Here is a 24085-nt window from a genome sequence, read left to right as displayed (position 1 = left end):
CCGGACAACGCCGAGAACGGCCCCGGCCGGGGCCGTACGCATGTCGGGAGTGTAGGGCTCCGGACCGACAGTCCCCAACGAACCCGCAGGCCTCCGGCCGACCCACGTCGACTTTAGGGGGCTAATCGCGATCCGACGGCCACGGGACCTCCGGAACACTTAGGCCCCCTAAGCGTCGCGATTAGGGGGCTAAAGTCGACGCGCGCGGAGCCGGCGTGAGGGGCTTCGGAAGTCGCCTCGCCTACTTTTGCCGGTCTTTTTCCGACAGTCGATGATGTGGGCACCCGGGTTCGGTATAGGTTCCCCGGGACCAGACTTTCAGGGCAGGGGGATGGCAGTGGCAACGGGCACGACGGTATTCAGCAGGGTGACGGTGGTCGCGCCACGCACCCGGATCGACGTGGCTTTGCCGGCTGACGTCGCGGTGGCGGACCTGCTGCCCATGCTGTTGGAGATGGCGAAGGAGGCGACGCCGGACGGCGGCGCCCGCCACGGCGGCTGGGCCCTGGCGAAGCTGGGCGACGCACCCCTCGACCCGAGCCGGACCCTCGCGTCCCTCGGCGTCGTCGACGGCGAACTGCTGCAGCTGCGCAAACGCAACGAGAACCCGCCGCCGCCGCTGTACGACGACGTCGTCGACGCGATCGCCGAGTCGTCCCCGGACAGCTTCCGTCCGTGGACCAAGGAGACGGCACGCCGCTTCGGGCACATCGCCGGTGGCCTGGCGCTGTTCTTCTCGGCTCTCGCGCTCTTCACCAGTGGGTCGTTCTACGGCGGCAACGCCCTCGCCGCCGCGATCGCGGGCGGTGTCGGCGCGATCGCGTGCGTCGCGGTCGGCGCGACACTCGCCAAGGCCTACAAGGCCGAGGCGACAGGCGTGCTGATCGCCGCGACAGGCGGCCTCCCGCTGGCCTTCGTCAGCGGGTTCTACATCGTGCCGGGGCTGTCCCTGTGGGCGAACCTGCTGCTCGCGAGCACGCTCGTGATCATCGTGGCGGCGGTCTGCATCCTCGTCATCGGACACGGGATCACCACCTTCATCGCGGCCGCGACGACGGCCACGATCTCGGCGCTGACGTTTCTGGCCGCGACGCTCATCGACACCCCGATCGCCGGTGTCGCCGCCGGTGCCACCGCGCTGTCGCTGGCTCTCATCTCGATCCTGCCGCGCGCGACGATCAAGCTCGCCGCCCTCCCGACGCCGCATGTTCCCGGCAGCGCCGAAGAACTCAAGGAAGACTCCGGCTTCCCGGACTACCGCGCCATCGAGCGCCGCACCGCGGTCGCCCACGAGTACATGACCGGTCTGCTGACCGGCTGTGGCGCGGCTACCGCGCTGTTCGCGATCATCGCCTCGACGTCTCCGTCGGTCTTCGGCCCGATCCTCGGCGTCGTCGCCACGCTGGTCCTGCTCCTTCGGGCGCGGGCGTACGCGAACGGCGCCCAGGCCATCGCGCTGCTGACCACCGGCATGGTGTCCGGCGCGGGCATCCTGCTCGGCTGGATGTGGTCGGCGAGCCCGCTGAACCGCGTCCTGTTCGTGTTCGGCGCGCTGCTGCTCATCGGCGCCGGCGCACTCGTGGTCGGCGTGATCTTCCCGAACCAGCGCTTCTCGCCGCCGCTGCGGCGGACCGTGGAGATCTTCGAGGCCGTCTTCATCGCGACGGTGCTCCCGCTGGCGCTCGGCGTCATGGATCTCTACACGACGCTGCGCCACCTCAACTTCAAGTGACGACTCGATCGGATGATGCTCTGATGGCCGCAGCGCGGAAGTCCAGGGGGACGCGCGTCCGCCACCTCGGCCTCGCCGGACGTACCGGAACGGTGCTGCTGGCAGCCGGTATCGGTGTCCTCTCACCGGCTTCGGTGGCGCTTCCCGCATGGGCGCAGCAAAGCAGCGTCGCGCCGGACGCCGGTGGCTACTACGCGACCCCGCCTCCGGTGGACACGTCCAAGAAGCCGACCGACTCGGGTAAACCGGACAAGACCTACGAGAAGAAAACCGAGTGCGTGCAGCGCAGCAAGCTCGGCGGTGACCAGGTCGACATCAAGAACCGGCCCTGGGGCCAGGAGTACCTGCAGATCGAAAAGGTGCACCAGCTGATGCGCGGCGCCAAGAAGTCGATCGGTGGCGGCGTCAGGGTCGCCGTGATCGACACCGGCGTCTCCGCGCACCCGTACTTCACGAATCCTGTGGAATCGGGCGGTGACTACGTCGCGACCCCCGGCGGCGGCAAAGCGCCGGGGCTCGAGGACTGTGACGGTCACGGCACCGAGGTGGCGGGGATCATCGCGGCGAACCCACCCGACGCGAGTATCGGGTTCCGGGGTGTCGCGCCGGATGCCACGATTCTGTCGATCCGTCAGTCGAGCCAGAACTACGAGGAAGCGGAGAAGAAGTCCGAACCTCCGCCCGTGTCGAACTCCGCTCCGCCTCCTTCATCGAACAATCCGGGGTCGCAGCTTCCGCCTTCGTCGCAGGGAAACGGCGCGGTCGGCGGCGCGGCGGACGGAACCGCACCGGGCCAGGACAAGGGCGGACGACAGCAGGAGCAGGGCAAAACCGCGGGCACGCTGGCAACGCTCGCGCAGGCCGTGGTCCGGGCCGTCGACAAGCGCTCCAATGTCATCAACATGTCGGTCGACAACTGCCGTTCGGCCACCGGCAGCATCAGCAAGGGCGAGCAGGAACTCCAAGCGGCGGTGAACTACGCCGTCCAGAACAACGTGGTCGTCGTCGCGGCGGCGGGCAACGTCGGCGACAAGTGCCCGCAGAACGATCAGCCGGACCCCAAGTCCCCCAAGACGATCGTCACGCCGCCTTGGTTCTCCGACGACGTGCTGTCGGTCGCGGCGATCGACGACACCGGCGGCGTCGCGGAATTCAGCGTCCACGGGCCGTGGGTCAGCGTCGCCGCTCCGGGCACCAAGATCATCTCGCTCGACCCGGCGGAGGGGTCCAGCAGCCTGGCCAACCTGACTATCGAGGGCAACGGGGAGCCGGGTGCCATTCAGGGGACCAGCTTCGCCGCCCCGTATGTCGCCGGTGTGGCCGCACTTGTGCGCGCGAAGTTCCCGGAGCTGAACGCGCGCGAGGTGATGAACCGGATCAAGGCGACGGCGCAGCACCCCGCGGCGCCGGGCGGCCGTGACAACTTCGTCGGCTTCGGGGTCATCGACCCGATCGCGGCGCTGACGGCGATCGTGCCGTCGGAGGCGGACAAGGCAAAGTCGGTTCAGCTGCCCGCGGACCTGCCGCCCGCGAACGACCGCGATTCCGCTCCGATGATCGTCGCGCTCGCCGGTACCGGCGGAGGCCTGGTGGCACTGCTCGTCACGCTGTTCGTGGTGCACTCGGTGCGCCGAAACCGGCCGACCACCTCACCTGGCCGCAAAACCCCGTAGGACTCGCGTTTAGCGGGCTAAACGCGATCTGTCCGGGTCTCGCCTCCGAGCCGCCCAGATCGCGTTTAGCCCGCTAAAGTCGCTCCGCCCATGGGGCACCTACTTGGCGGGCTTGGGCTTCTGAGCGGGCTTCGCCGGGGCGTCGTCCTCGCCGATCACGGGCGGGACGACCTGGCCGGGCTCCCCGACCACATCGGACGGCTTGGACGCGGGCCGCGTCTTCGACTGGTGAGCCGTCCGGCCTCCACCACCACCGCCCATCCCCATCATGGGCGCCATCCCCATCGGCATCATCGCCGAGCCCGTCCCCGCGGCCTGCCCCTGAGCCGGAGCGGCCTGCACGGGCGCGACCTCCGGGATCAGCGCCTGCCCCTGCTCGGTCAGTGGTTCCTGCGAGCCGGTCTTCCGGCCGTCGGCGGGATCGGCCGCGGACGGCGACGTCGACTGCTCCTCGGACGCGGCACCGGAATCCGGTTCAGCGGCGTCCCTCTCCGGCGCCGGCGCACTGGCCGCCTCGGAATCGTCGTGGAGCTTGAACTCGTCCTGCGGGTACCGGTGGGCGATCGCGATGCTTCGCGAGACGGCGTCAGGATCATCGACGCCGTCGCAAAGCCGCACGAATCCCTCAAGGACGTTGCGAGCGGCTTCGAAAAGCGCCTTGGCCGACTCCTGCGCCTCCTCCAGCTGAGCTCGCGCCCGCCGGACGCCGCCGACCGGCAACATGGCGGTCTCGGAGGTCAGTTCGGCCGTATCGACCAGAACCTCGACCAGATCGGTCAGGATGCGACGGATCGACAGCACCAGCTCGTCGAGCGAACCCGCCAGCGTGTTGAGGGCGTCTTCGACGTCATTGCCCGCGACGTTGATGTCCGCGATGTAGGCGACGAACGCATCGGCGTCCTTACCGGACCACCCCGCGTCGAGGCGGCCGAGATCCTCCGACAATTCTTTCGACACGGTGCCCGCGGTCGCCGCTGCTTTCCGGAGCTTGTCCGCCTCGTCCTTCAAGTCCTCCCAGCGCCCCGCGAGCGGGGTCAGGTAGGTCTCGACCGGATCGATCAGCCCCAGTTGGCCGGACAGTTCCGAAACGAAGGCGAGATGCGGCGCCGCGGCCTCGACCAGGTCTTCACCGCCCGAGCCGGTCGCGTTTAGCGGGCTAAACGCGATCGGGGTCGCCTCGGGAGCGGCTTGGCGTGCGGCCGCCATCGGGTGCGGGATGGAATCGGTCGGGTTGTCCGACTCGGCGATCATGCGGTTCAGAGCTCCACGGCGCGTTTGATCATCTGGGCGGCCTCGTCGTCGTGCCCGGCGTGCCGCGCGGTCACCGTGTGCAGCGCCTCCGAGGCCGACCGCAGCGCGGCCGCGCCTTCCACCAGCTGACGCCGGATGGTCTCGGTCGCACGTCCATACGACGCGCCCAGCCCCAATTCCTCCCCCAGCGCGCCGTGGGACTCGACGGTGACGCCGTCCCCGGTCACGTCGGCGGCCGCCAACTCGAGCTCTCCGGCGGCCGCGTCCACCCGCTTCGCGTAATCACCGACGACGGTGCCGTCGATCTTCAGGCCGGCCACTGCACCCTCCACTCACCCGGTACTGCTTGGGCGTTGAGACGCTCGCGCCGTCCAAGGGGTTCCCGCGATCAGTTGCCCGCCGGAGTCTGCTGCGACTGCGTGGCGACCGAGCCGGCCCGATCGTCGATCGGCACCGTGTCGAACGTGCGGAGCACGTCCTGCGTGTTCAGTGAAGCACCGGTGGGCAGGATCCGGACGATGGACTCGGGCGCGGGCACCCGCTTGTTGAGCCCGATCGAGTCCGCCGTGACCGCGTCGGGGATGCCGTACCGGATCCCACGATCGGAGATCAGCTGGATCGGTCCCTTGTCGAAGGTCTCCCTGCCCGTCGCCGACTGGACGACGGCCGCGAAACCGGGATCCATGAAGAAGCTGTTGATCGGCGCGCCGACCGGACCAGGGGTGCCGATCTTGACGCCGGGCGCCGAACCGTCGGCGTTCCTGCCCTTGGGCATCTTGTCGTCGACGAACACCGCGGTGTGCCCGTCCCTGCTGGCGCCTTCGCCGGTGATGGACCAGCTCAGGCACGAAACCCGCGAACCCTGAGTCGCGTTGAGCACGGTCGGCACGGCCTGGGGGTACGCGTCGAGGTCGACAAAGCCCTGTTGTCCCGCGGTCACCCGCGTGACGTTGCGGATCTTGCCCTGCGCGACGGACATCACCGAGGTGCTGCCGTCGTTCTTCCCGGTCTGGACGATGTCCGCGACCGCCGGCGAAATGGGCTGGATCCCTTCCCTCAAGATGAGGTGGAAGTTCTTCTGCCCCTCGGCCTGCTCGGTGGAAAAGACGTCGCCGACCCTCAGGCCTTCGATCTGGAAGTTGGGGTTCTCCCCCTTGCCCTCGACGTCCGGCAGCTTCAGCTCCGGCACCTCGGGAATCGCGTCCAGAAGGCCCTGCGAAATCCCGCGAGGCTGGTCGGGCAGCTTCAACGCGGAAAGGACCGCGCTCGCGTCAGGCTTGATCTCGGCCTTGACGGCGTTCGCGTTCGGGAGGTTGGGATTCGCTGCCAGCCGGTAGATCAGATAGGTCCTGCCGTTGGTGGCCTTGGCCAGCAGAGCCTCGTTCTGGCCGAGCTCACGGTTTCCGAGCTGCTTCACACCGGCGTAGACGGTCGTTTCCGTCTTCGTCAGATCGGGCTTCGGCACCGACTGGTCGTACATGACCTCGTCGCACACGCCCCAGTCCGCGCTGACGCGCTGACCTTCCGTCGGCATCAGCTGCGGGCCGTTGGGAATGCCCATCAGCTGACCGCGGGGAATGTTCTTCAGCTGCTCGTCCGAAACGACTGTGGGGTTCTTCACTTCGGAGGCCTGCGCGGGCCCGGAAGGCTTGGTCCCCGCCTGCTGCGCCCCCTGCTTCGACTGCGCGATGATCAGCAGCCGTGCGGAGGCGAGGTTGAAGGTCGGGATCAGTTTCTTCGGGTTCCCCGCCACGACGTACACCGTCCCGGACTGTTCGCCGATGACGATGTTGCCCGCTTCCGGCACGGAGGGCTTCGGGCTCAGCAGCCCCCAGATCACGAAGACCAGGACGCCCAGAGCGGCCAGGACGACGCCCACGATGGTGGCGCGCGTATGCGTCCGCATGGGGTCGTGGAGCATGACGGCGTCGCGACGGACCAGCGCGGATTGCATCCTGCGCAGAACGAACTGATAAGCCTGAACTTGAGACTTAGTAGTCGGTGTTGATGGCATTCTCGACCTACAGTCCTCCCCGTCGCGGTACGGTTCCGCAGGATAGCCGTACGGGGACCGTCTGGTGTGGGGTTTCTACCAACTCCAGCTAGTGTCAAGTTCCTCGGGACCGGCTTTCCGGGTACGCAGCACGCACGAGGGGAAGAGAAAGCGCGGATGTCCGTCACCACTCCTCCACGTCCGCCCGGCCCTCCGGGGTCGCAACCTCCAGGCCGTCCGCCGGGACCGCCGCCAAGGCCCGGCAGACCAGGTGGCCCGGCCGGAGGCCAGGGAGGTCCCGGTGTTCCTCGGGGACCCGGCGGGCCCGGTGGACCTGGCGGTCCTCAGGGGCCTGGTGGTCCCGGTGGCCCGGGAGGGCCTGGGGGCCCCGGTGGACCTGGCGGTCCGGGAGGCCCCGGTGGGCCAGGCGGCCCTGGCGGTCCTCCGTCCGGTGGCCCCGCCCCGCAGCCCGGTCCTCCGCCCGCTCCGGTGACCCGGATCGCGGCGCCCTCGAGGCGCCGGACCGGTGGGATCAACCTCGGCCCGCTGCCCGTGGCGAATCTGGTCGTGCTCGAACTCGGGCTCGCGATCGGCCTCGTCCTGCTCGCGATCGAAATGAAGCTGAAGTACGTCGCCATGGGCGTACTCGGGGTCGCGATCATCATCGCGTTCCTGCGTTGGGGCGGCCGCTGGTTCACCCAATGGGCCGGACTCACCATGCGGTACATGTTCCGTTCGCACGATCGGGTGGCGAATCCGCTTCCGCCGAGCAGCATCGAAGCGCTCGCCGCCGAAGAGGACGCCGTCACCGGCCCCGACGACGCCCGCGTGAACCTGCTTCGTCTCGCTGTTCCCGATCTCGTCGTCGCGCACGGCGTCGACCACGAGCGCCAGCAGGTCGGCCTCGCGTGGAACGACGGGACGTGGACCGCGGTCCTGCTCGTCGAACCCGCGCCCGCGCTGATCACCCAGGCCGGCGGCGCGCCGAGCCTGCCGCTGTCCGCGCTCGCGCCGTGCCTCGAAGACCGCGGTGTGGTCCTCGACTCGATCCAGATGATCTGGCACTGCTACCCCGGTAGCGCGGCGCTTCCGTCGGACTCGCCTGCGCTCAGCTCCTACATGGAGGTGCTCGGCCCGCTTCCCGCGGCCGCGCGGCGGACGACTTGGGTCGCCATCCGGCTCGACCCGCGCCGGTGCCCGGCCGCGATCCGCGAGCGCGGCGGCGGCGTCGTCGGTGCGCATCGCGCGCTGATCGGCGCGCTGTCGCGGGTGCGCAACGCCTTGGAATCGCAGGGAGTGCCGACGAGGCCGCTCGACCCGGACGAGCTGCTGCGGTCCAGCATTTCGGCCGCGGAACTGACCGCGGTCGCCGGTTCGCCCGCGAAAGTCGGTCTGCAGGAGCGCTGGACCGGCGTCACCGCGGCAGGCATCGGGCACGCGAGCTACGCGATCACCAGCTGGCCGAAGGGCAAGATCAGCGGCAGCCTGAACGCGCTGACCAGTGTCCGCGCGCTGTCGGCGACGGTGGCGATGTCGATCTCGCCGTCCGCGGACGAAGGCAAGATCGGCCTGCGGGGCATCGTGCGCCTGAGCGCGCGGAATCCGCGTGAACTGGACGCGGCCGACCAGCGGCTGCAGGGCATCTCGGACCGGTTGGGTGTGGCGCTGACGCCGTTGCGCGGCCTGCAGATCTCCGGGTTCTCCGCGACTTTGCCGATCGGAGGCACAGCATGAGCACCCGTATGCGTGACGCCGGTCAGAACGCCGGTGTCGCCCCGGAATTCACCGTCGACCCGGCGATGCTCGACGCGATCAGCCCGTCCGGCGACCGAGGCGGGATCGTCCTCGGCTCCGGGCTCAAGGGTGAGCCGCTGACGATCTCCGCACTGCGCTCGACGCCGACCCGGATCGTGCTCGTCGGCGGGCTGTACCTGGCTCGCCAGGTGGCGCTGCGGGCGATGGCGGTCGGGGCTTGGGTCGTCGTGGCGACAGGTCGTCCCGCCGCGTGGCAGGTCCTCCCCCAGGCGGCGGGAAATCAGCCCAACGGCAGGCCTTCGCCGCTGGTGCAGATCCGGCGGCTGTCGCCGGTGGATCTCCCGCGCCCGTCCGAGGACGCGCCGCTGCTGGTGGTGACCGATGGTGGGCCGACGCCGCAGGACCTGTTCCCGCCGCGGTCCCCGTGGCAGACGACGGTTTACGTGCTGCCGTACCTGCACCCGCAGGCCGGGGCGACCGCGAACGCGGCCGACCTGGTGCTGATGCAGCGGCTCCCGCCGGGGCAGGCCGAACTGGCCGCGCGGATCTGGCGGCTCCCGCCGCAGATGATGAAGCAGCTCACGACGTTGAAGGACGACCAGGTCGTCGCGCTCGGCCGCAACCTTTGGCGTCCCCTTCGCCTGGTCACCACCGCGAAAGAGCAGCAAATCCTGGGCCCGGTCCGGCGCGGCGACTAACCCGACACGGCGACTTTAGCGGGCTAATCGCGCTCCGCGGGGGCATTGTCCACATCGGACAGTGCCCCCGTTTTTGCGTCCGCCCCGCGTGACGATTAGGCGGCTAAAGTCGACCTGAGGCGGGAAGCGGGGCGCGAGTAGTCCGTCAAGGGGCAATCGCGTCGGCTGTGGATAAGCCGGGGGTTGTGGATAAATCGCCTCTGAGAGGCGGCGATGGCGGTGTGTTGTCGGTCAGGTAGATCACCGTGGTGGCATGACCAAGCCATTCGATTCATCCCATCTCCCCGACGTTTTCCGCGGCTCCGAGGCGCGCAAAGCGGGCCTCATCACGGCGAGCCGGCTGCGCGGTTCCAGCGTCCGGAGGCTGTTCCAGGACGTCTACACACGCGCCGACGTGGAAGTCACGCACGAACTGCGTTGCCGGGGCGCCGCGTTGCTGGCGCCTCCGGAAGCTGTGCTGACCGGGCGATCGGCCGCGACCGTTCAAGGCGTCGAGCTGGCCAACCCCAACGATCCGGTCGAGATGGTGGTACCGGAGAAGCACCGATTCGGCCCGATAGACGGTATCAGGATTCGACGTACCGAGATCAAACCCGAAGAATCGAAGCCCTGGAACGGCATTCGTATCGCACGTAAGATCCGGGTCGCGCTGGACCTGCTGCTCCGGCTTTCTCCTCGCAAATCCGGGTGGGTCCGACGGCTCCGCATCGGCGTCCCGGATCTGGACCAGTTCATGAGAGCCGAGAAACTGACCGATCTGCATCTCAACGGCGAATTTTACGGTCGTCGCAATCGGGGAATCCGCTTGGCAAGACATGCTTTGTGGCTGTCCGACCCTCGTGCGGAGTCACCCCCGGAATCGGAAGTCCGCATCGTGCTGGCTGCCGCCGGCATCACCGCGACTCCTCAGTTCGAGGTCTTCTCCCGAACGGGTCATTTCGTCGCTCGCCTCGACCTAGGGGACGAGCAGTTCCGGGTCGCCATCGAATACGACGGCCGATGGCACAACACGCCGAAGCAACAAGCCCACGACCGCAAACGCCGAAGACGAGCGGAAGCCGAAGGCTGGCGCTTCGTCATCGTCACCGCCGAAGACCTGGCGAACGACTTCCACGGCATCGTCGAGGCCGTCTGGCGCGCCCGACGCGGCGCGTTTAGCCCGCTAACTGTGCCGCGGGCGGGTCAGGAGGAAGTGCGCATGGCGCGCGTTTGATCGGCGCGGGCCGCGAGTTCGGTGTCCGGCGGGTAGTCGACGGCCATCAGCGTGAGGCCGTGCGCGGGAGCGACAGCGCTATCGCGCGTGCGGCTCTCGAGGACGTCTCCGGGCCAATCCAGCGGGCGACGACCGTCGCCGACCAAGAGCAGCGCCCCGACCAGGCTGCGCACCATTGAGTGACAGAACGCGTCAGCGGAGACGTCGACCTCGACAGCGTGTGGTCCTGTCCGCCGCCAGACAAGCCGTTGCAGCTCTCGAATGGTCGTCCCGCCCTCGCGCTGCTTACAGAAGGCCGCGAAGTCCTGGAGCCCCATCAGAGACGCCGAGGCCTCGTTCATCGCCTCGATCGAGAGAGGCCGCCCCCAAGCGAGCGTGTCGTGACGCCGCAGGGGATCCACGCCCCAAGGCGCATCCGAGACGCGGTAGAGGTAGTGCCGCCGTACAGCGGAGAACCGCGCGTCGAATCCGGGCGCGGCGACCCGGGCATCCAGCACCCGCACGTCACCCGGCAGGTACCGATTCCATCGGTGACGCATCCGCCCCAGGTCAGGAATGCCCTGCTCGTCCAGTTCCAGGCGGCCGGATCGCGTTTTGCCCGCTAAAGGCGACACGTCGACGTGGACCACCTGGCCGGAGGCGTGCACACCGGCATCGGTGCGGCCGGCGACGACGACGGACTTCGGGACCGAAGCTCCCGGAGGCTGCTTCGCGAGCGCCTCTTCGAGGACTCCCTGGACCGTGCGCCGCCCGGGCTGTCGGGCCCAGCCCGAGAAATCGGTGCCGTCGTAGGAAACATCCAGACGCAGACGAACGAGCCCGCCCTCCGCAGTGGGAGTGGCGGGCTCGTCCGGGGTGTTCGGTGCCGTCAGGACGTCAGTCCTTCTTGCTGTCCGCGTCCGCGGCGGGGGCCTCAGCGGCCTCGTCGGCGGCGGGAGCCTCGGTGGCCTCCGGAGCCTCGGTGGCGGCCTTGTCGGCCGCCTCAGGGGCGTCGGTGGTCTCCTCGGCGGCCGGGGCGGCAGCCTTCGGCTCGTCCTTGGCGAACTTCGTCTTGCGCGCGGCCTCAGCCTCGGCGGTGACGGTCTTCTCGGCCACCAGCTCGATGACCGCCATGGGGGCGTTGTCGCCCTTGCGCGCCATCGTCTTGGTGATCCGGGTGTAGCCACCCGGACGCTCCGCGAAGAACGGGCCGATCTCGGCGATCAGCTTGTGCACGACGTCCTTGTCGCGCACGATGCGCTGGATCTGACGACGGTTGTGCAGGTCGCCCCGCTTCGCCTTCGTGATCAGCTTCTCGGCCAGCGGGCGCACCCGCCGGGCCTTCGCCTCGGTCGTCGTGATCTTGCCGTGCTCGAACAGCTGGGTGGCCAGGTTGGCCAGGATCAGCCGTTCGTGCGCGGGCGACCCGCCGAGACGGGGTCCCTTTGTGGGGGTGGGCATCGGTTCTCCTCGTTCAGCTCACAGCTGGAGGCCGGGGCTCCCCCACCCCTACCGGTGAGGGAGCCGAAGCTGGCCTTACAGCTGCTCCGTCTCTGCGTAGTCCTGGCCATCGTCGTGGCCGTTGTCCGAAATTCCGTCCGTGATGCTGTCGACGCCCTCGGACCAGCCTTCACCGTCGTAGCTGGCCGCGGCCGCGGTCGGGTCGAACCCGGGCGGGCTGTCCTTCAGCGCGAGGCCGAGACCGACGAGCTTGAGCTTGACCTCGTCGATCGACTTCGCACCGAAGTTGCGGATGTCCAGCAGGTCGGCCTCGCTGCGCGAGACCAGTTCGCCGACGGTGTGGATGCCCTCGCGCTTGAGGCAGTTGTACGACCGGACGGTGAGGTCCAGGTCCTCGATCGGCATCGCGTAGGCGGCGATGGTGTCCGCCTCCTGCGGCGACGGGCCGATCTCGATGCCTTCGGCGTCGACGTTCAGCTCGCGCGCGAGACCGAACAGTTCCACCAGCGTCTTACCGGCCGACGCGACAGCGTCCCGCGGCGTGATCGACGGCTTCGTCTCCACGTCCAGGATCAGCTTGTCGAAGTCGGTGCGCTGCTCGACACGGGTCGCCTCGACCTTGTAGGTCACCTTCAGCACCGGGGAGTAGATAGAGTCGACCGGGATCCGGCCGATCTCCGCGCCCGCCTGCTTGTTCTGCAGGGCCGGAACGTAACCGCGGCCGCGCTCGACGACGAGCTCGATCTCGAGCTTGCCCTTGCCGTTCAGCGACGCGATGTGCAGATCCGGGTTGTGCACGGTGACACCGGCCGGGGGCACGATGTCGGCAGCGGTGACCTCACCGGGGCCCTGCTTGCGCAGGTACATGGTGACCGGCTCGTCCTCTTCCGAGGAAACCACGAGCTCCTTGAGGTTCAGGATGATGTCGGTGACGTCTTCCTTCACCCCGGGAACGGTGGTGAACTCGTGCAGCACGCCGTCGATGCGGATGCTCGTCACGGCCGCGCCCGGAATGGACGACAGCAGCGTACGACGCAGCGAGTTGCCGAGCGTGTAGCCGAAGCCGGGCTCCAGCGGTTCGATGGTGAACCGGGAGCGGGTCTCGTTGACCGTCTCTTCGCCGAGAGCCGGTCGCTGGGAAATCAGCATCTTTCCTAATTCCTTTCCAAACGGCGCCCGCCATATGACACCGAAAGGGATGGCGACGCGGCGGCGCATTCTGAACGCCGCCGCGCGAACCCATACCGGGCCGGAGGATCTCCGGCCCGGTGATGGATCACTTCGAGTAGAGCTCGACGATCAGCTGTTCCTGAACCGGAACATCGATCTGAGCGCGCTCCGGGAGCTGGTGGACCAGCACCCGGAGGTTGGACGGAACAACCTGGAGCCACGCGGGAACGGGACGCTCGCCGAACGACTCCTTGGCAGCGACGAAGGGCAGCATCGCGAACGACTTCGGCCGCACGTCGATGATGTCCCACTTGCTGACCTGGAACGAGGGCACGTTGACCTTGACGCCGTTGACCACGAAGTGACCGTGGCTCACCAGCTGACGCGCCTGACGGCGGGTGCGGGCGATACCGGCGCGGTAGATCACGTTGTCCAGGCGGGACTCGAGGATCTGCAGCAGGTTCTCACCGGTCTTACCCGGACGCCGGACGGCTTCCTTGTAGTACCGGACGAACTGACGCTCGAGAACGCCGTAGGTGTAACGAGCCTTCTGCTTCTCCTGCGACTGCAGGAGGTACTCGGACTCCTTGATGCGCCCGCGGCCGTGCTGGCCCGGCGGGTAGGGGCGACGCTCGAAAGCCTGGTCGCCGCCGATGAGGTCAACCTTGAGGCGACGCGAAATACGCGTCGCGGGGCCGGTGTAACGAGCCATTTCTTCTTACTCCTCCCCGTTCCTCAGACCCGGCGCCGCTTGGGCGGGCGGCAGCCGTTGTGAGGCTGCGGGGTCACGTCCTGGATGGTGCCGACCTCAAGGCCGGCCGCCTGCAGCGAGCGGATCGCCGTCTCGCGGCCCGAACCCGGGCCCTTCACGAAAACGTCGACCTTCTTCATGCCGTGTTCGGCAGCCTTGCGGGCGGCGTTCTCGGCGGCCATCTGCGCGGCGAACGGGGTGGACTTACGCGAGCCCTTGAAGCCCACGTGACCACTCGACGCCCACGCGATCACGGCACCGGTCGGGTCCGTGATCGAGACGATGGTGTTGTTGAAGGTGCTCTTGATGTGCGCGTGGCCGTGCGCGACATTCTTCTTTTCCTTACGGCGGACCTTCTTGGCCCCCGCCGCAGTACGAGACTTCGGTGGCATGTTCTGAGGGTTCTCCTGTTAGCGCGCGTTCTCTTGGTGAGCGGCGACCGCTTCGGCCTGGCCGCGACGGATGATCGATCCGGCGTCGGTGTACAGGTTGCGGAGCGCCATCGGGCGGGCGTAGAGCGCCTTGGGCGAGACACAAGCCGAGCCGCGGCGGTGGACGCCGCCCATCTGCACGACCTTCTTGCCCTGGACGCTCACTTCTTGCCAGCCTTCTTCTTGCCGGCGACCGTCTTCTTCGGACCCTTGCGGGTGCGTGCGTTGGTCTTGGTGCGCTGACCACGGACGGGCAGTCCGCGACGCCAGCGAAGGCCCTCGTAGCACCCGATCTCGATCTTCCGACGGATGTCGGCGTTCACCTCACGGCGAAGGTCACCCTCGACCTTGAAGTTCTCTTCGATGTAGACCCGCAGCTTGGCGAGGTCGTCATCGCTCAGATCCTTGACGCGGGTGTCCGCGTTGAGCTCGGCAGCCGCGATGAGCTGCTTCGAGCGGGTACGGCCGATGCCGTAGATGTAGGTCAGCGCGATCTCCAACCGCTTTTCGCGGGGGAGGTCTACGCCAGCGAGTCGTGCCATTGGCGTTGATGCTCCTTCATAGAATTCATCTTCAGGTCTGCTCCCCGTCCGGTCCCGGGACCGACTCGCCTGTCGTGCCCTTGGCTCGCGCTTCGGGTGTCCCGGCCCCGGCCTGAAGCCCGGGGGTGAACCGGGCCGTTCTCACGGCCCGGCAGGTGCGGGGAGATTGTTTAGCCGTCAATCCACTCTGAACGAGTGCGAGTGATCAGCCCTGCCGCTGCTTGTGCCGCAGGTTTTCGCAGATCACCATGATCCGGCCGTGACGGCGGATCACCTTGCACTTGTCGCAGATCTTCTTGACGCTCGGCTGGACCTTCACGTCTCCTGCTCTCCTGCTTGTGCTAACTCGTCGTGATCACTTGTAGCGGTAGACGATGCGACCACGAGACAAGTCGTAGGGCGAGAGCTCCACGACAACCCTGTCCTCGGGCAGGATGCGGATGTAGTGCTGCCGCATCTTGCCGCTGATGTGTGCAAGGACCTTGTGGCCGTTCTCCAACTCGACGCGGAACATCGCGTTGGGGAGCGGCTCGACTACGCGGCCTTCGACCTCGATGGCCCCGTCTTTCTTGCCCATGTCCTCCGCATTTCCTGTCGCTACGCTGTGTTATCAGTCAGAGCTTGAGTGCTTGGCTGGGTGGTGCTTCGGCACACTCCTCCCCGGGTCCAATGTCCGTTCGCGAGAAATCACGAGCGCGCAGGATCCGGGCGCGATGAGTACACCGACTTGACAGTGTACGCAACCCGTGTCGTGAGCCCCAAACGGGGGGTAACCGTGTTAGGTGACCGCTGAGCCCACCAGTAGCGACCTTTGCCATCGTACGCCTCCGCCGACCTGCGTTTAGCGGGCTAAACGCGATCCGGCGGGGCGGTGGCCTGGCGCGCTCGGCGGACGAGGTGCACCCGATGGAGGCAACGCCCGGGCGCCTCATCGGCGGGCTTCGGCACTACGCCGACCAGCGGGCGGACTTGCGTTTAGCGGGCTAATCGCGCTCTGGCCACCTCGCCTTTAGCGGGCTAAACGCGATCCGGGGCCAGAGGCGTCAGGCGTCTTCGGGGGCTGTCAGCACCCACGGGCCGTCATCGGTGATGGCGACGGTGTGTTCCCAGTGCGACGCCCGCGAGCCGTCCGCGGTCACGACGGTCCACCCGTCCTCGAGTTCGACGGTCTCACCGCCGCCACCGGTCAGCATGGGCTCGATCGCGAGCGCCATCCCGGTCTTGAGCCGCGGGCCCTTGCCAGGTTTGCCCAGGTTCGGCAGGAAGGGGTCCATGTGCATCTGGCGCCCGATGCCGTGGCCGCCGTATTCGACGATCATCCCGTACTCGATGCCGTCGTCCCGGCCCGCCTTCTCGGCCGCGGTCTGCACGGCATACGAGATGTCCGTGAGTCGGCCGCCCGACGACACCGCGGCGATCCCCGCCCACATCGCCGCTTCGGTGGCCGCCGAAAGCGCCAAATCCGCCTCCGACACCTCGCCGATCGCGATGGTGACCGCGGAGTCGCCGTGCCAGCCGTCGAGGATCGCTCCACAGTCGACGGAGATGATGTCGCCGTCGTTCAGGACCTGCGTCTTCGACGGGATGCCGTGGACGATCTGCTCGTTCACCGACGCGCAGATCGACGCCGGGAAGCCGTGGTACCCCTTGAACGAGGGCACCGCGCCGGCGTCGCGGATCGTCTGCTCGGCGAGTTCGTCGAGATCGGCCGTGGTCGCCCCAGGCTTGGCGATCTCGCGCACCGCGGTGAGGGTGCGCCAGACGACCAGGCCCGCGGCCCTCATCGCCTGGAGCTCACCCGGGGTCTTGAGTTCGATCATGCGCCCACGACGAAGCCGTTGCAGTACACGCAGTCCTCCGAGGTTCACGTGCGGTCGCGCAGCGCTTCCAGCACGCGGGCGGAGATCTCGTCGACCGAGCCGACACCGTCGACCGTGACCAGGATTTCCGCGTAGTACTCGAGCAGCGGAGCCGTCTCGGACACGTAGATCTGCTGGCGGCGACGGATGACCTCTTCGGTGTCGTCCGAGCGGCCGCGGGACAGCAGCCGCTCGACGACGACGTCTTCCGAGACCTGGAGCTGGATGACCGCGTTCAGCTCAGTGTCGACCTCGCCGAGGATCTCACCGAGGACGTCGGCCTGCTTCGTGTTCCGAGGGAACCCGTCCAGCAGGAAGCCGACCTTGGCGTCGGGTTCGGCAAGGCGCTCGCGCACCATCTCGTTCGTGACCGAGTCGGGCACGAGTTCGCCGGAGTCCAGGTAGCGCTTGGCTTCCTGACCCAGCGGCGTCTGCTCGCCCACGTGGGCGCGGAACAGATCGCCGGTCGAGATGTGCGGGATCCGGAGCTTCTCCGACAGTGCTACCGCCTGAGTACCTTTGCCCGCGCCAGGAGGGCCAACGAGAACCAGGCGCGTCACTTCAAGAACCCTTCGTAGTTACGTTGCATCAGCTGGCTTTCGATCTGCTTCACGGTGTCGAGACCGACACCGACCATGATCAGCACAGCCGTGCCACCGAACGGGAAGTTCTGGTTGTTCCCGCTACCGGTGACGGACAAGAAGAAGTTCGGAAGGATCGCGATGATGCCCAGGTACAGCGAGCCCGGCAGGGTGATCCGGCCGAGGACGTAGCTGAGGTACTCCGCGGTGGGACGCCCCGGGCGGATACCCGGGATGAAGCCACCGAACTTCTTCATTTCCTCCGCACGCTCGTCCACGTTGAACGTGATCGTGATGTAGAAGTACGTGAAGAAGATGATCAACGCGAAGTACAGCAGGACGTGGGCCCAGCTGGACTGGTTGACGATGTAGTTCTGGATGAAGACCTGCCAGCCGGAGTTGCTGTTGGCGTCACCGACGAGGCGGCTGATCAGGTCCGGCAGGTAGAGCAGCGACGAGGCGAAGATGACCGGGATGACACCGGCCTGGTTCACCTTGATCGGCAGGTAGGTCGAGGTACCGCCGTACATGCGGCGGCCGATCATGCGCTTGGCGTACTGCACCGGGATCCGGCGCTGGCCCTGCTCGACGAAGATGACGCTGGCGATGATCACCAGGCCGAACACACAGATCAGAGCGAAGACGACGCCACCCGCGCTGCTGAGGATGTTGCCACCCTCGATCGGGATGCGGGCCGCGATGTTCAGGAAGATCAGGACGGACATGCCGTTGCCGACGCCGCGCTCGGTGATCAGCTCACCCAGCCACATCATGACGGCCGTACCGGCGGTCATCGTGATGACGATGATGGCCAGCGTGTAGACGCTGTTGTCCGGGATGATCGCGGTGTCGCACTGCGGGAAGAGCTGCTTGCGGTCGGCGAGCGCCACCACACCGGTGGCCTGCAGGACCGCGAGCGCGATCGTCAGGTACCGGGTGTACTGGGTCAGCTTGCCCTGGCCGGCCTGGCCTTCCTTCTTCAGCTCCTCGAACCGCGGGATGACCACGGTGAGAAGCTGGACGATGATGCTCGCCGTGATGTACGGCATGATGCCGGTCGAGAACAGCGAGAGCTGCAGCAGCGCACCGCCGCTGAACAGGTTCAGCAGCTGATAGACGCCCTCCTGCGACCCGGTTTCCGTACATTGCTGGACGGCGGAGTACGAGATGCCCGGGGCCGGGATGGTGGCACCGATTCGGTAGACCGCGACAATGGCTAGCGTGAACAGGATCTTCTTACGTAGATCCGGCGTCGCGAGAGCCGAGCGGAAGGCGCTGAGCACGCGGGGGACCTCCTCGGCGTCGTCGGCTGTCTTACCGACGATCGGCTTGGCCGACCTGGGGCCGGCGGGAACACACAGCTTTCTGGCACAAGCCAGGAACGCTTCGGGGCACACTCGTCCCGAAGCGTGTCGCCGACTCTAACAGCTTCACAGGGCGTGTCCGCAGTGCGTGTGGGTTTTCCGAACGAAGGTTGGTCCTTGAGGTTGATCGACTTCCTCATCTTGCTCCGGAACCTTGACAGAACGCCTTGCCGTTCCCCACTTTCCGGCCCTCACCGCATCGCGATCAGCCCGCTAAACGCGCTGTGATCGGAGACCGGGCTCAGGAGCTCGAAGCGGCGAGTGCGCCCGCCATGCCGAGGAGCACTGCGCCGGTGCCGCGATCGACGTTGCGAGTGGCGCGGCGGGACAGCCTGAGCGATTTCACGAGCGTGCCGACTCCGATGTAGGTCGCGCCCGCGACGAACTCGGCCAGCAGATATACAGCGCCGAGGATCGCGATCTGGCCGGGAAATGAGCCGTGAGCTGCGTCGATGAACTGGGGCACGAACGCGGTGAAGATGAGGATCGCCTTCGGGTTCGTGATCGCGACGACGAATTCCTTCCTCGCGATCCTCAAGGCCGGTACGGGCTCGGTGGCTCGGGGCTCTTGGACCAGGGCGGCCGAGCCGCCGCGGCACGTCGACCACAACAGCCGTCCGCCGATCCAGACCAAGTAGGCGACACCCACCCATTTGATCACCGTGAGTGCAAGTTCAGAGGCTGCGAGGAGCTGTCCGAGCCCTGCGGCGACAGCCGCGATCAAGACCGTGAATGCGGCCAATCGGCCTAACAGGCCGGCGAGCCCCTTCCACGCTCCCTGTGTCATGCCGTGGTGCAGACCGAGCAGATTGTTCGCCCCTGGCGTAAAAGCCACGAGCACCGCCGCTCCGAAAAAGATCATCGCCCAAGTCATCGGCCACCTCCTCGCCCACCGTATCGACCGACGCGAGTGCGTTTAGCGGGCTAATCGCGCTCTTTCGGACCGGGATCCGGAGGCGGGGCGAAGGCCGAGTAGTCCGGCTGCTCGGGCTGTGGCTCCGGCGGAAGCACCGTGATGGAGATGCCGTCCTTCGGAGTGGGCATCTCCGCGAGACTCAGGTCGCCGCTCACCGGGACCTCGGCCTCCTCGACACGGTGGCTCATGACCGCGGCACCCAGTGATGCGGCGACTGCGGCGAAGAGAGCCCACATGCCCGCTTCGAGGGTCACGGTCACCTTGACGTCATCTCCCAGTCGGGGTCCGACCCCCAGCGTGGCGACGCAGCTGACGACGCCGGCGAGGAATACCGCCGCGATGGTGGTGAGCCACTTGTCCAGAGCTCTCGGGCGAGGACGCCCGACGAGCCGCGTGCTGACGACCGCAGCCGCCAGCAGGAGCGTCGCGGCAGCCAAGAGCGGGATACCGATCGGTGACGTCGATGTCGACGTCGCGGAGGCGGGTTGGCCGCGCTGTTCCGCGGTCGTGTCCCACGCGCTCTGCACGAATACGAACATGGTCTGTTCGACGGCTTCGAAAGTGAACCGATGCTCGGTCCTGAAGAGCGGGAAGAAGCAGCCTACGAGGGTCAGCACCAGGGCCAGAGCGACCAGCCCCGCCGTGACGAGCCTGCGAGGCTCAGGCCGGCTTGGTTCTCCTGGAGGATCGAGGGGACCTGAAACGGATACGACCGTCGGCTGGACATCCGGCTGCTGCTGGAAGGGCCGCCGATCCTGCCCGGAAGGTGTGTCCACCTCGTGATTCTCCCAGCACAGCGCCGCAGCCGCCACGCCCGGCGCGGCGACTTTAGCGGGCTAAACGCGATCTGGGCCGCGGGCGCCCGGGCGACCACCCGATCGCGATTAGCCCGCTAAAGTCGCCGCGCTGGGCCGGGAGGGCTCAGGGCCCCAGATCGCGTTTAGCCCGCTAAAGGCGAGCCCCCGGGAGGGCCAGGGAGAAGGGGCCGGATGACGATTAGCCCGCGAAAGTCGCGCCGGTGGAGCGGAGCCGAGCGGAGCGAGGGCGCGCGACCGAAGCGAGCGCAAGCGAAAGGCCCGCCCAGCGGAGCCGGGCGGGCCTTTCGGTGAAGCGAGCGAAGAAAGCTCAGAGCGTGGTGGCGGAGCCACCGGCGGCGGAGAGCTTCTCCTTGGCGGAGCCGGAGAAAGCATCGGCGGTGACGTCCAGCTTGACGCCGTTCAGGTCACCGTTGCCGAGCACCTTCACGAGCTTGTTCTTGCGAACAAGACCCTTCGCGACGAGCTCCTCGTTGCCGACCGTGCCACCGTCCGGGAACACGCGGGCGATGTCGCCCAGGTTCACGGGCTGGTACTCGGTGCGGAAGCGGTTCTTGAAGCCGCGAAGCTTCGGGAGCCGCATGTGGATGGGCATCTGCCCACCCTCGAAACCGGCGGGCACGTTCTTCCGGGCCTTGGTGCCCTTGGTACCGCGACCGGCGGTCTTGCCCTTCGAGCCCTCACCACGGCCGACGCGGATCTTGTCGCGCTTCGCGCCCGGAGCCGGACGAAGGTGGTGGATCTTGATGGCAGTCATGCCTTGACCTCCTCGACCTCCACCAGGTGGCGGACCGTGTGGATGAGGCCGCGAACCTGGGGGGTGTCTTCACGCACGACGCTCTGGCGGATCTTGCGCAGCCCGAGGGTGCGCAGCGACTCGCGGTGAGCGTGCTTCGTGCCGATCTTGCTCTTGACCTGGGTCACCTTGAGCTGAGTCATGTCAGACCCCCTGGCCCGCGCGCTGACGCAGCATCCGAGCCGGGGCGACGTCCTCGAGCGGGAGACCGCGGCGGGCCGCGACCTCTTCGGGACGCTGCAGACCCTTCAGGGCCGCCACGGTCGCGTGCACGATGTTGATCGCGTTGTCGGAGCCGAGAGACTTCGACAGCACGTCGTGGACACCCGCGCACTCCAGCACCGCGCGGACCGGACCACCGGCGATGACACCGGTACCGGCCGAGGCCGGACGCAGCAGCACGACACCGGCGGCTTCCTCACCCTGGATGGGGTGGGGAATGGTGCCACCGACGCGGGGAACGCGGAAGAAGTTCTTCTTCGCTTCCTCGACGCCCTTGGCGATGGCCGCGGGAACTTCCTTGGCCTTGCCGTAGCCGACGCCGACCTGACCGTCGCCGTCACCGACGACCACCAGGGCGGTGAAGCTGAAGCGACGACCACCCTTGACGACCTTGGCGACGCGGTTGATCGTCACGACCTTCTCGAGGTGCGGGGTCTTTTCCTGGCCGGCCCCGCCACGGCCGCTGTCGCGCCGGTCACGGCGGTCGCGACGGTCATTGCGGTCGTTGCCGCCCTGCCCGCCCTGGCCGCCGCCGAATTGCCGTGTACGTCCCGGCATCAGGCTTTCCTTCCATTCACGAGCATCTGCATCAGAACTCCAACCCCGCCTCACGGGCAGCGTCGGCGAGCGCCGCGATGCGGCCGTGGTAGGCGTTGCCTCCACGGTCGAACACCACGGTCGAGACACCGGCGTTCTTGGCGCGGGCGGCGAGAAGCTCCCCGACCTTGGCGGCCTTGGCCTTCTTGTCGCCGTCCAGCGCGCGAACGTCCGCCTCGAGGGTGGACGCCGACGCCAGGGTCTTGCCGGCGAGGTCGTCGATCAGCTGCACGGCGATGTGCCGCGACGAACGCTTGACGACCAGGCGCGGACGCTGGTCCGTGCCGTTGATCTTCTTGCGAAGGCGGAAGTGCCGACGGGCCTTCGCGACGCGGCGGCGGGTCGAGATGTCCTTGCCGACCGGCTTGCGCTTCGTAGTCGTGTCGCTCATGATCACTTACCCGTCTTTCCGACCTTGCGGCGGATCTTCTCACCCTCGTAGCGCAGGCCCTTGCCCTTGTACGGGTCCGGGCGGCGCAGCTTGCGGATGACCGCGGCGATCTGGCCGACCTTCTGCTTGTCGATGCCCGAGACCGAGAACCGGGTGGGGGTCTCGACCTTGAAGGTGATGCCTTCCGGGGCCTCGATCTTCACCGGGTGGCTGTAGCCGAGGGCGAACTCGAGGTCCGAACCCTTGGCCTGCACGCGGTAACCGACACCGTGGATTTCGAGCTTCTTCTCGTAGCCCGCGGTCACACCGACGACGAGGTTGTTGACCAGCGTCCGGGTGAGACCGTGCAGGGCACGGCTGTTGCGCTCTTCGTCGGGACGCTTCACCTGCAGCGTGCCGTCCTCGGCGCGCTCCACGGTGATCGGCTCGGCGATGGTGTGCTCAAGAGTGCCCTTGGGCCCCTTGACCTTGATCTGCTGACCTTCGATGGTCACCTCGACCCCGGAGGGGACGGCGACCGGCAGCTTTCCGATGCGTGACATGTCTGTGCCCCCTTCCTTACCAGACGTAGGCGAGGACTTCGCCGCCCACGCTGTTGCGCTTGGCCTGACGGTCGGTCTGGAGGCCGGACGACGTCGAGATGATCGCGACGCCGAGGCCACCCAGAACGGACGGCAGTTCGGTCGATTTTGCGTAGACCCGCAGGCCGGGCTTGGACACGCGGCGGAGGCCGGCGATGCTGCGCTCACGGTTGGGGCCGTACTTCAGCTCAACGATGAGGTTCTTGTGCTTCTCGCCCGGCTCGTCCCGGTATCCCGAGATGTAGCCCTCGCGCTTGAGGATCTCGGCGATGTTCGCCTTGATCTTCGAGTGGGGAAGCACGACCTCGTCGTGGTAAGCCGAGTTCGCGTTACGCAGACGGGTCAAGAAGTCTGCGATGGGGTCGGTCATCGTCATGGTGACCTGTCAACCTTTCTCGCCTGGTTCCCTGCAGAACTGCAAGGCCTGTGGCGAAGTGGGAGTTCTGTATCCGATTGTTTGCCAATCCGACCGGCAGTCACGGCGGAAAGGGAACCGGTGAGCCCTTGGGCTCGCGGTCCGTATCCGCCTGCTTTCGGCCGAATTGGCAAAAAGGACTCTTACCAGCTGGACTTGCGGACGCCGGGCAGCTCGCCCGCGTGTGCCATCTCGCGAAGGCAGATCCGGCAGAGCCCGAACTTGCGGAACACCGAGTGCGGGCGACCGCACCGCTGGCAGCGCGTGTAACCGCGAACCTTGAACTTCGGCGTCTTCGCGGCCTTGTGGACCAGTGCTTTCTTGGCCATCGACTCAGTTCTCCTTGAACGGGAAGCCGAGCTTGCGAAGCAGCGCGCGGCCCTCGTCGTCGGTGTTGGCGGTGGTGACGACAGTGACGTCCATACCGCGCGGGCGGTCGATGGCGTCCGGGTCGATCTCGTGGAACATCGACTGCTCGTTGAGACCGAACGTGTAGTTGCCGTTGCCGTCGAACTGCTTCGGCGAAAGCCCGCGGAAGTCACGGATACGCGGCAGCGCGATGGTCAGCAGCCGGTCGAGGAACTCCCACATCCGGTCGTTGCGCAGCGTCACGCGCGCACCGATCGGCTGGCCCTCACGCAGCTTGAACTGCGCGATGGACTTACGAGCCTTGCGAACCTCGGGCTTCTGCCCGGTGATCGCGGCCAGGTCCTTGATGGCGCCTTCGATCAGCTTGCTGTCACGGGCGGCGTCTCCGACACCCATGTTCACGACGACCTTGACGACGCCCGGGATCTGGTGGACGTTCTCGAAGGAGAACTCCTCCTGGAGCTGTCCCTTGATCTCCTCGCGGTACCGCACCTTGAGGCGCGGGGCGATCTTCTCTGCGGTGGTCATGA

General features: G+C 67.3%; 31 protein-coding genes. 6 read left to right on the top strand and 25 right to left on the bottom strand.

Translation table 11 applies throughout. From position 1 onward, the window contains the following. Positions 1 to 367: 367 nt before the first annotated feature. Both eccD and HDA45_RS24660 read left to right on the top strand, forming a co-directional pair. Positions 368 to 1732 (top strand): type VII secretion integral membrane protein EccD, encoded by a 1365-nt coding sequence (eccD, locus tag HDA45_RS24665; protein WP_184905982.1) that lies wholly within the window; start codon positions 368 to 370, stop codon positions 1730 to 1732. Positions 1733 to 1755: 23 nt separating this feature from the next. Beyond that, on the top strand, positions 1756 to 3405 hold the full coding sequence (locus HDA45_RS24660; RefSeq protein ID WP_184899083.1) for a S8 family serine peptidase: 1650 nt from the start codon (positions 1756 to 1758) through the stop codon (positions 3403 to 3405). A 99-nt stretch (positions 3406 to 3504) separates the two neighbouring features. On the opposite strand, the gene HDA45_RS24655 is transcribed toward HDA45_RS24660, so the two are convergent. The 3 genes from HDA45_RS24655 to eccB all read right to left on the bottom strand — a co-directional run bounded on the left by HDA45_RS24655 (position 3505) and on the right by eccB (position 6670). Continuing rightward, complete coding sequence (locus tag HDA45_RS24655) at positions 3505 to 4656, bottom strand: WXG100 family type VII secretion target (RefSeq protein ID WP_184899080.1); 1152 nt, start codon at positions 4654 to 4656, stop codon at positions 3505 to 3507. Positions 4657 to 4661: 5 nt separating this feature from the next. Beyond that, positions 4662 to 4976, bottom strand: a complete 315-nt coding sequence (locus HDA45_RS24650; RefSeq protein ID WP_184899078.1) for a hypothetical protein — start codon at positions 4974 to 4976, stop codon at positions 4662 to 4664. A 68-nt stretch (positions 4977 to 5044) separates the two neighbouring features. Further along, positions 5045 to 6670: a type VII secretion protein EccB gene (eccB, locus tag HDA45_RS24645; protein WP_184899076.1), complete on the bottom strand. Its 1626-nt coding sequence runs from the start codon at positions 6668 to 6670 to the stop codon at positions 5045 to 5047. A gap of 280 nt (positions 6671 to 6950) precedes the next feature. Here eccB and HDA45_RS24640 point away from each other — a divergent pair, with 280 nt between their 5' ends. From HDA45_RS24640 to HDA45_RS24625, 4 genes are all read left to right on the top strand, one after another. Next, positions 6951 to 7142 (top strand): hypothetical protein, encoded by a 192-nt coding sequence (locus HDA45_RS24640; RefSeq protein WP_184899074.1) that lies wholly within the window; start codon positions 6951 to 6953, stop codon positions 7140 to 7142. 59 nt (positions 7143 to 7201) lie between these two features. Then, entirely contained in the window at positions 7202 to 8383 is a 1182-nt protein-coding gene (gene eccE, locus HDA45_RS24635; protein ID WP_184905980.1) for a type VII secretion protein EccE, read from the top strand. Then, positions 8380 to 9102, top strand: a complete 723-nt coding sequence (locus HDA45_RS24630; protein WP_037314709.1) for a hypothetical protein — start codon at positions 8380 to 8382, stop codon at positions 9100 to 9102. Before eccE ends, HDA45_RS24630 begins: the two co-directional genes overlap by 4 nt. Before the next feature lie 253 nt (positions 9103 to 9355). Beyond that, on the top strand, positions 9356 to 10315 hold the full coding sequence (locus HDA45_RS24625; RefSeq protein WP_184899072.1) for an endonuclease domain-containing protein: 960 nt from the start codon (positions 9356 to 9358) through the stop codon (positions 10313 to 10315). Here the strand turns inward: HDA45_RS24625 and truA are convergent. The 22 genes from truA to rplE form a co-directional block, all read right to left on the bottom strand. Continuing rightward, the gene (gene truA / locus HDA45_RS24620) at positions 10285 to 11118 is read right to left on the bottom strand and encodes a tRNA pseudouridine(38-40) synthase TruA (protein ID WP_246481357.1); all 834 of its coding nucleotides are present in this window, start codon (positions 11116 to 11118) and stop codon (positions 10285 to 10287) included. The two genes, HDA45_RS24625 and truA, sit on opposite strands and share 31 nt — an antisense overlap. A 73-nt stretch (positions 11119 to 11191) precedes the next feature. Next, positions 11192 to 11755 carry a 50S ribosomal protein L17 gene (gene rplQ, locus HDA45_RS24615; protein WP_101612181.1) on the bottom strand — a complete coding sequence of 188 codons (564 nt, stop codon included), beginning with the start codon at positions 11753 to 11755 and terminating at the stop codon, positions 11192 to 11194. Positions 11756 to 11830: 75 nt separating this feature from the next. After that, positions 11831 to 12904 carry a DNA-directed RNA polymerase subunit alpha gene (locus HDA45_RS24610; protein ID WP_005166811.1) on the bottom strand — a complete coding sequence of 358 codons (1074 nt, stop codon included), beginning with the start codon at positions 12902 to 12904 and terminating at the stop codon, positions 11831 to 11833. A 127-nt stretch (positions 12905 to 13031) separates the two neighbouring features. Continuing rightward, a complete protein-coding gene (gene rpsD / locus HDA45_RS24605) occupies positions 13032 to 13637 on the bottom strand; it encodes a 30S ribosomal protein S4 (protein WP_184899070.1) in 606 nt (201 codons plus the stop codon). A 23-nt stretch (positions 13638 to 13660) separates the two neighbouring features. Beyond that, entirely contained in the window at positions 13661 to 14068 is a 408-nt protein-coding gene (gene rpsK, locus HDA45_RS24600; RefSeq protein WP_004558885.1) for a 30S ribosomal protein S11, read from the bottom strand. Positions 14069 to 14086: 18 nt separating this feature from the next. Beyond that, positions 14087 to 14272, bottom strand: a complete 186-nt coding sequence (locus tag HDA45_RS24595) for a hypothetical protein (protein ID WP_004558884.1) — start codon at positions 14270 to 14272, stop codon at positions 14087 to 14089. Beyond that, the gene (rpsM, locus tag HDA45_RS24590) at positions 14269 to 14649 is read right to left on the bottom strand and encodes a 30S ribosomal protein S13 (RefSeq protein WP_005166805.1); all 381 of its coding nucleotides are present in this window, start codon (positions 14647 to 14649) and stop codon (positions 14269 to 14271) included. Before rpsM ends, HDA45_RS24595 begins: the two co-directional genes overlap by 4 nt. Positions 14650 to 14854: 205 nt before the next feature. Then, positions 14855 to 14968, bottom strand: a complete 114-nt coding sequence (gene rpmJ / locus HDA45_RS24585) for a 50S ribosomal protein L36 (protein ID WP_004558882.1) — start codon at positions 14966 to 14968, stop codon at positions 14855 to 14857. 36 nt (positions 14969 to 15004) lie between these two features. Continuing rightward, positions 15005 to 15226, bottom strand: coding sequence for a translation initiation factor IF-1 (gene infA / locus HDA45_RS24580; RefSeq protein WP_005166804.1), 222 nt, complete (start codon positions 15224 to 15226; stop codon positions 15005 to 15007). Positions 15227 to 15692: 466 nt separating this feature from the next. Beyond that, on the bottom strand, positions 15693 to 16469 hold the full coding sequence (gene map, locus HDA45_RS24575) for a type I methionyl aminopeptidase (protein WP_184899065.1): 777 nt from the start codon (positions 16467 to 16469) through the stop codon (positions 15693 to 15695). A gap of 44 nt (positions 16470 to 16513) precedes the next feature. Next, positions 16514 to 17068, bottom strand: coding sequence for an adenylate kinase (locus tag HDA45_RS24570; protein WP_101612177.1), 555 nt, complete (start codon positions 17066 to 17068; stop codon positions 16514 to 16516). Then, on the bottom strand, positions 17065 to 18372 hold the full coding sequence (gene secY / locus HDA45_RS24565; protein WP_184899063.1) for a preprotein translocase subunit SecY: 1308 nt from the start codon (positions 18370 to 18372) through the stop codon (positions 17065 to 17067). Before secY ends, HDA45_RS24570 begins: the two co-directional genes overlap by 4 nt. 322 nt (positions 18373 to 18694) lie before the next feature. Beyond that, complete coding sequence (locus tag HDA45_RS24560; RefSeq protein WP_184899061.1) at positions 18695 to 19327, bottom strand: LysE family translocator; 633 nt, start codon at positions 19325 to 19327, stop codon at positions 18695 to 18697. A gap of 50 nt (positions 19328 to 19377) precedes the next feature. After that, positions 19378 to 19986 (bottom strand): hypothetical protein, encoded by a 609-nt coding sequence (locus tag HDA45_RS24555; RefSeq protein WP_343072143.1) that lies wholly within the window; start codon positions 19984 to 19986, stop codon positions 19378 to 19380. A gap of 508 nt (positions 19987 to 20494) precedes the next feature. Then, positions 20495 to 20941 (bottom strand): 50S ribosomal protein L15, encoded by a 447-nt coding sequence (gene rplO, locus HDA45_RS24550; RefSeq protein WP_184899057.1) that lies wholly within the window; start codon positions 20939 to 20941, stop codon positions 20495 to 20497. Beyond that, on the bottom strand, positions 20938 to 21123 hold the full coding sequence (rpmD, locus tag HDA45_RS24545) for a 50S ribosomal protein L30 (RefSeq protein WP_005166796.1): 186 nt from the start codon (positions 21121 to 21123) through the stop codon (positions 20938 to 20940). The genes rplO and rpmD overlap by 4 nt, the downstream gene beginning before the upstream one ends. Before the next feature lies 1 nt (position 21124). Further along, a complete protein-coding gene (rpsE, locus tag HDA45_RS24540; protein WP_184899055.1) occupies positions 21125 to 21760 on the bottom strand; it encodes a 30S ribosomal protein S5 in 636 nt (211 codons plus the stop codon). 31 nt (positions 21761 to 21791) lie between these two features. Continuing rightward, positions 21792 to 22190 carry a 50S ribosomal protein L18 gene (gene rplR, locus HDA45_RS24535; RefSeq protein ID WP_039919720.1) on the bottom strand — a complete coding sequence of 133 codons (399 nt, stop codon included), beginning with the start codon at positions 22188 to 22190 and terminating at the stop codon, positions 21792 to 21794. A 2-nt stretch (positions 22191 to 22192) separates the two neighbouring features. Next, positions 22193 to 22732, bottom strand: a complete 540-nt coding sequence (gene rplF, locus HDA45_RS24530; RefSeq protein WP_184899053.1) for a 50S ribosomal protein L6 — start codon at positions 22730 to 22732, stop codon at positions 22193 to 22195. Positions 22733 to 22748: 16 nt separating this feature from the next. Next, a complete protein-coding gene (gene rpsH / locus HDA45_RS24525; RefSeq protein ID WP_005166791.1) occupies positions 22749 to 23147 on the bottom strand; it encodes a 30S ribosomal protein S8 in 399 nt (132 codons plus the stop codon). A 182-nt stretch (positions 23148 to 23329) separates the two neighbouring features. Then, complete coding sequence (locus tag HDA45_RS24520) at positions 23330 to 23515, bottom strand: type Z 30S ribosomal protein S14 (RefSeq protein WP_005166789.1); 186 nt, start codon at positions 23513 to 23515, stop codon at positions 23330 to 23332. A 4-nt stretch (positions 23516 to 23519) separates the two neighbouring features. Continuing rightward, entirely contained in the window at positions 23520 to 24083 is a 564-nt protein-coding gene (gene rplE / locus HDA45_RS24515; protein WP_101612171.1) for a 50S ribosomal protein L5, read from the bottom strand. Positions 24084 to 24085 lie beyond the last annotated feature (2 nt).

Source organism: Amycolatopsis umgeniensis, assembly GCF_014205155.1.
Classification (GTDB): Bacteria; Actinomycetota; Actinomycetes; order Mycobacteriales; family Pseudonocardiaceae; genus Amycolatopsis; species Amycolatopsis umgeniensis.
The sequence above is the reverse complement of the archived record's forward strand: the minus strand, read 5'-3'. Positions and strand labels throughout refer to the sequence as shown.

Excerpts from the sequence above, each read along its gene's own strand:
- HDA45_RS24660 (WP_184899083.1), top strand. The coding sequence starts at position 1,756 with ATGGCCGCAGCGCGGAAGTCCAGGGGGACGCGCGTCCGCCACCTCGGC.
- HDA45_RS24655 (WP_184899080.1), bottom strand. The coding sequence starts at position 4,656 with ATGATCGCCGAGTCGGACAACCCGACCGATTCCATCCCGCACCCGATG.
- eccB (WP_184899076.1), bottom strand. The coding sequence starts at position 6,670 with ATGCCATCAACACCGACTACTAAGTCTCAAGTTCAGGCTTATCAGTTC.
- HDA45_RS24630 (WP_037314709.1), top strand. The coding sequence starts at position 8,380 with ATGAGCACCCGTATGCGTGACGCCGGTCAGAACGCCGGTGTCGCCCCG.
- HDA45_RS24625 (WP_184899072.1), top strand. The coding sequence starts at position 9,356 with ATGACCAAGCCATTCGATTCATCCCATCTCCCCGACGTTTTCCGCGGC.
- rplQ (WP_101612181.1), bottom strand. The coding sequence starts at position 11,755 with ATGCCCACCCCCACAAAGGGACCCCGTCTCGGCGGGTCGCCCGCGCAC.
- HDA45_RS24610 (WP_005166811.1), bottom strand. The coding sequence starts at position 12,904 with ATGCTGATTTCCCAGCGACCGGCTCTCGGCGAAGAGACGGTCAACGAG.
- rpsD (WP_184899070.1), bottom strand. The coding sequence starts at position 13,637 with ATGGCTCGTTACACCGGCCCCGCGACGCGTATTTCGCGTCGCCTCAAG.
- rpsK (WP_004558885.1), bottom strand. The coding sequence starts at position 14,068 with ATGCCACCGAAGTCTCGTACTGCGGCGGGGGCCAAGAAGGTCCGCCGT.
- rpsM (WP_005166805.1), bottom strand. The coding sequence starts at position 14,649 with ATGGCACGACTCGCTGGCGTAGACCTCCCCCGCGAAAAGCGGTTGGAG.
- infA (WP_005166804.1), bottom strand. The coding sequence starts at position 15,226 with ATGGGCAAGAAAGACGGGGCCATCGAGGTCGAAGGCCGCGTAGTCGAG.
- map (WP_184899065.1), bottom strand. The coding sequence starts at position 16,469 with ATGATCGAACTCAAGACCCCGGGTGAGCTCCAGGCGATGAGGGCCGCG.
- HDA45_RS24560 (WP_184899061.1), bottom strand. The coding sequence starts at position 19,327 with ATGACTTGGGCGATGATCTTTTTCGGAGCGGCGGTGCTCGTGGCTTTT.
- rplO (WP_184899057.1), bottom strand. The coding sequence starts at position 20,941 with ATGACTGCCATCAAGATCCACCACCTTCGTCCGGCTCCGGGCGCGAAG.
- rpmD (WP_005166796.1), bottom strand. The coding sequence starts at position 21,123 with ATGACTCAGCTCAAGGTGACCCAGGTCAAGAGCAAGATCGGCACGAAG.
- rpsE (WP_184899055.1), bottom strand. The coding sequence starts at position 21,760 with ATGCCGGGACGTACACGGCAATTCGGCGGCGGCCAGGGCGGGCAGGGC.
- rplR (WP_039919720.1), bottom strand. The coding sequence starts at position 22,190 with ATGAGCGACACGACTACGAAGCGCAAGCCGGTCGGCAAGGACATCTCG.
- rplF (WP_184899053.1), bottom strand. The coding sequence starts at position 22,732 with ATGTCACGCATCGGAAAGCTGCCGGTCGCCGTCCCCTCCGGGGTCGAG.
- rpsH (WP_005166791.1), bottom strand. The coding sequence starts at position 23,147 with ATGACGATGACCGACCCCATCGCAGACTTCTTGACCCGTCTGCGTAAC.
- HDA45_RS24520 (WP_005166789.1), bottom strand. The coding sequence starts at position 23,515 with ATGGCCAAGAAAGCACTGGTCCACAAGGCCGCGAAGACGCCGAAGTTC.
- rplE (WP_101612171.1), bottom strand. The coding sequence starts at position 24,083 with ATGACCACCGCAGAGAAGATCGCCCCGCGCCTCAAGGTGCGGTACCGC.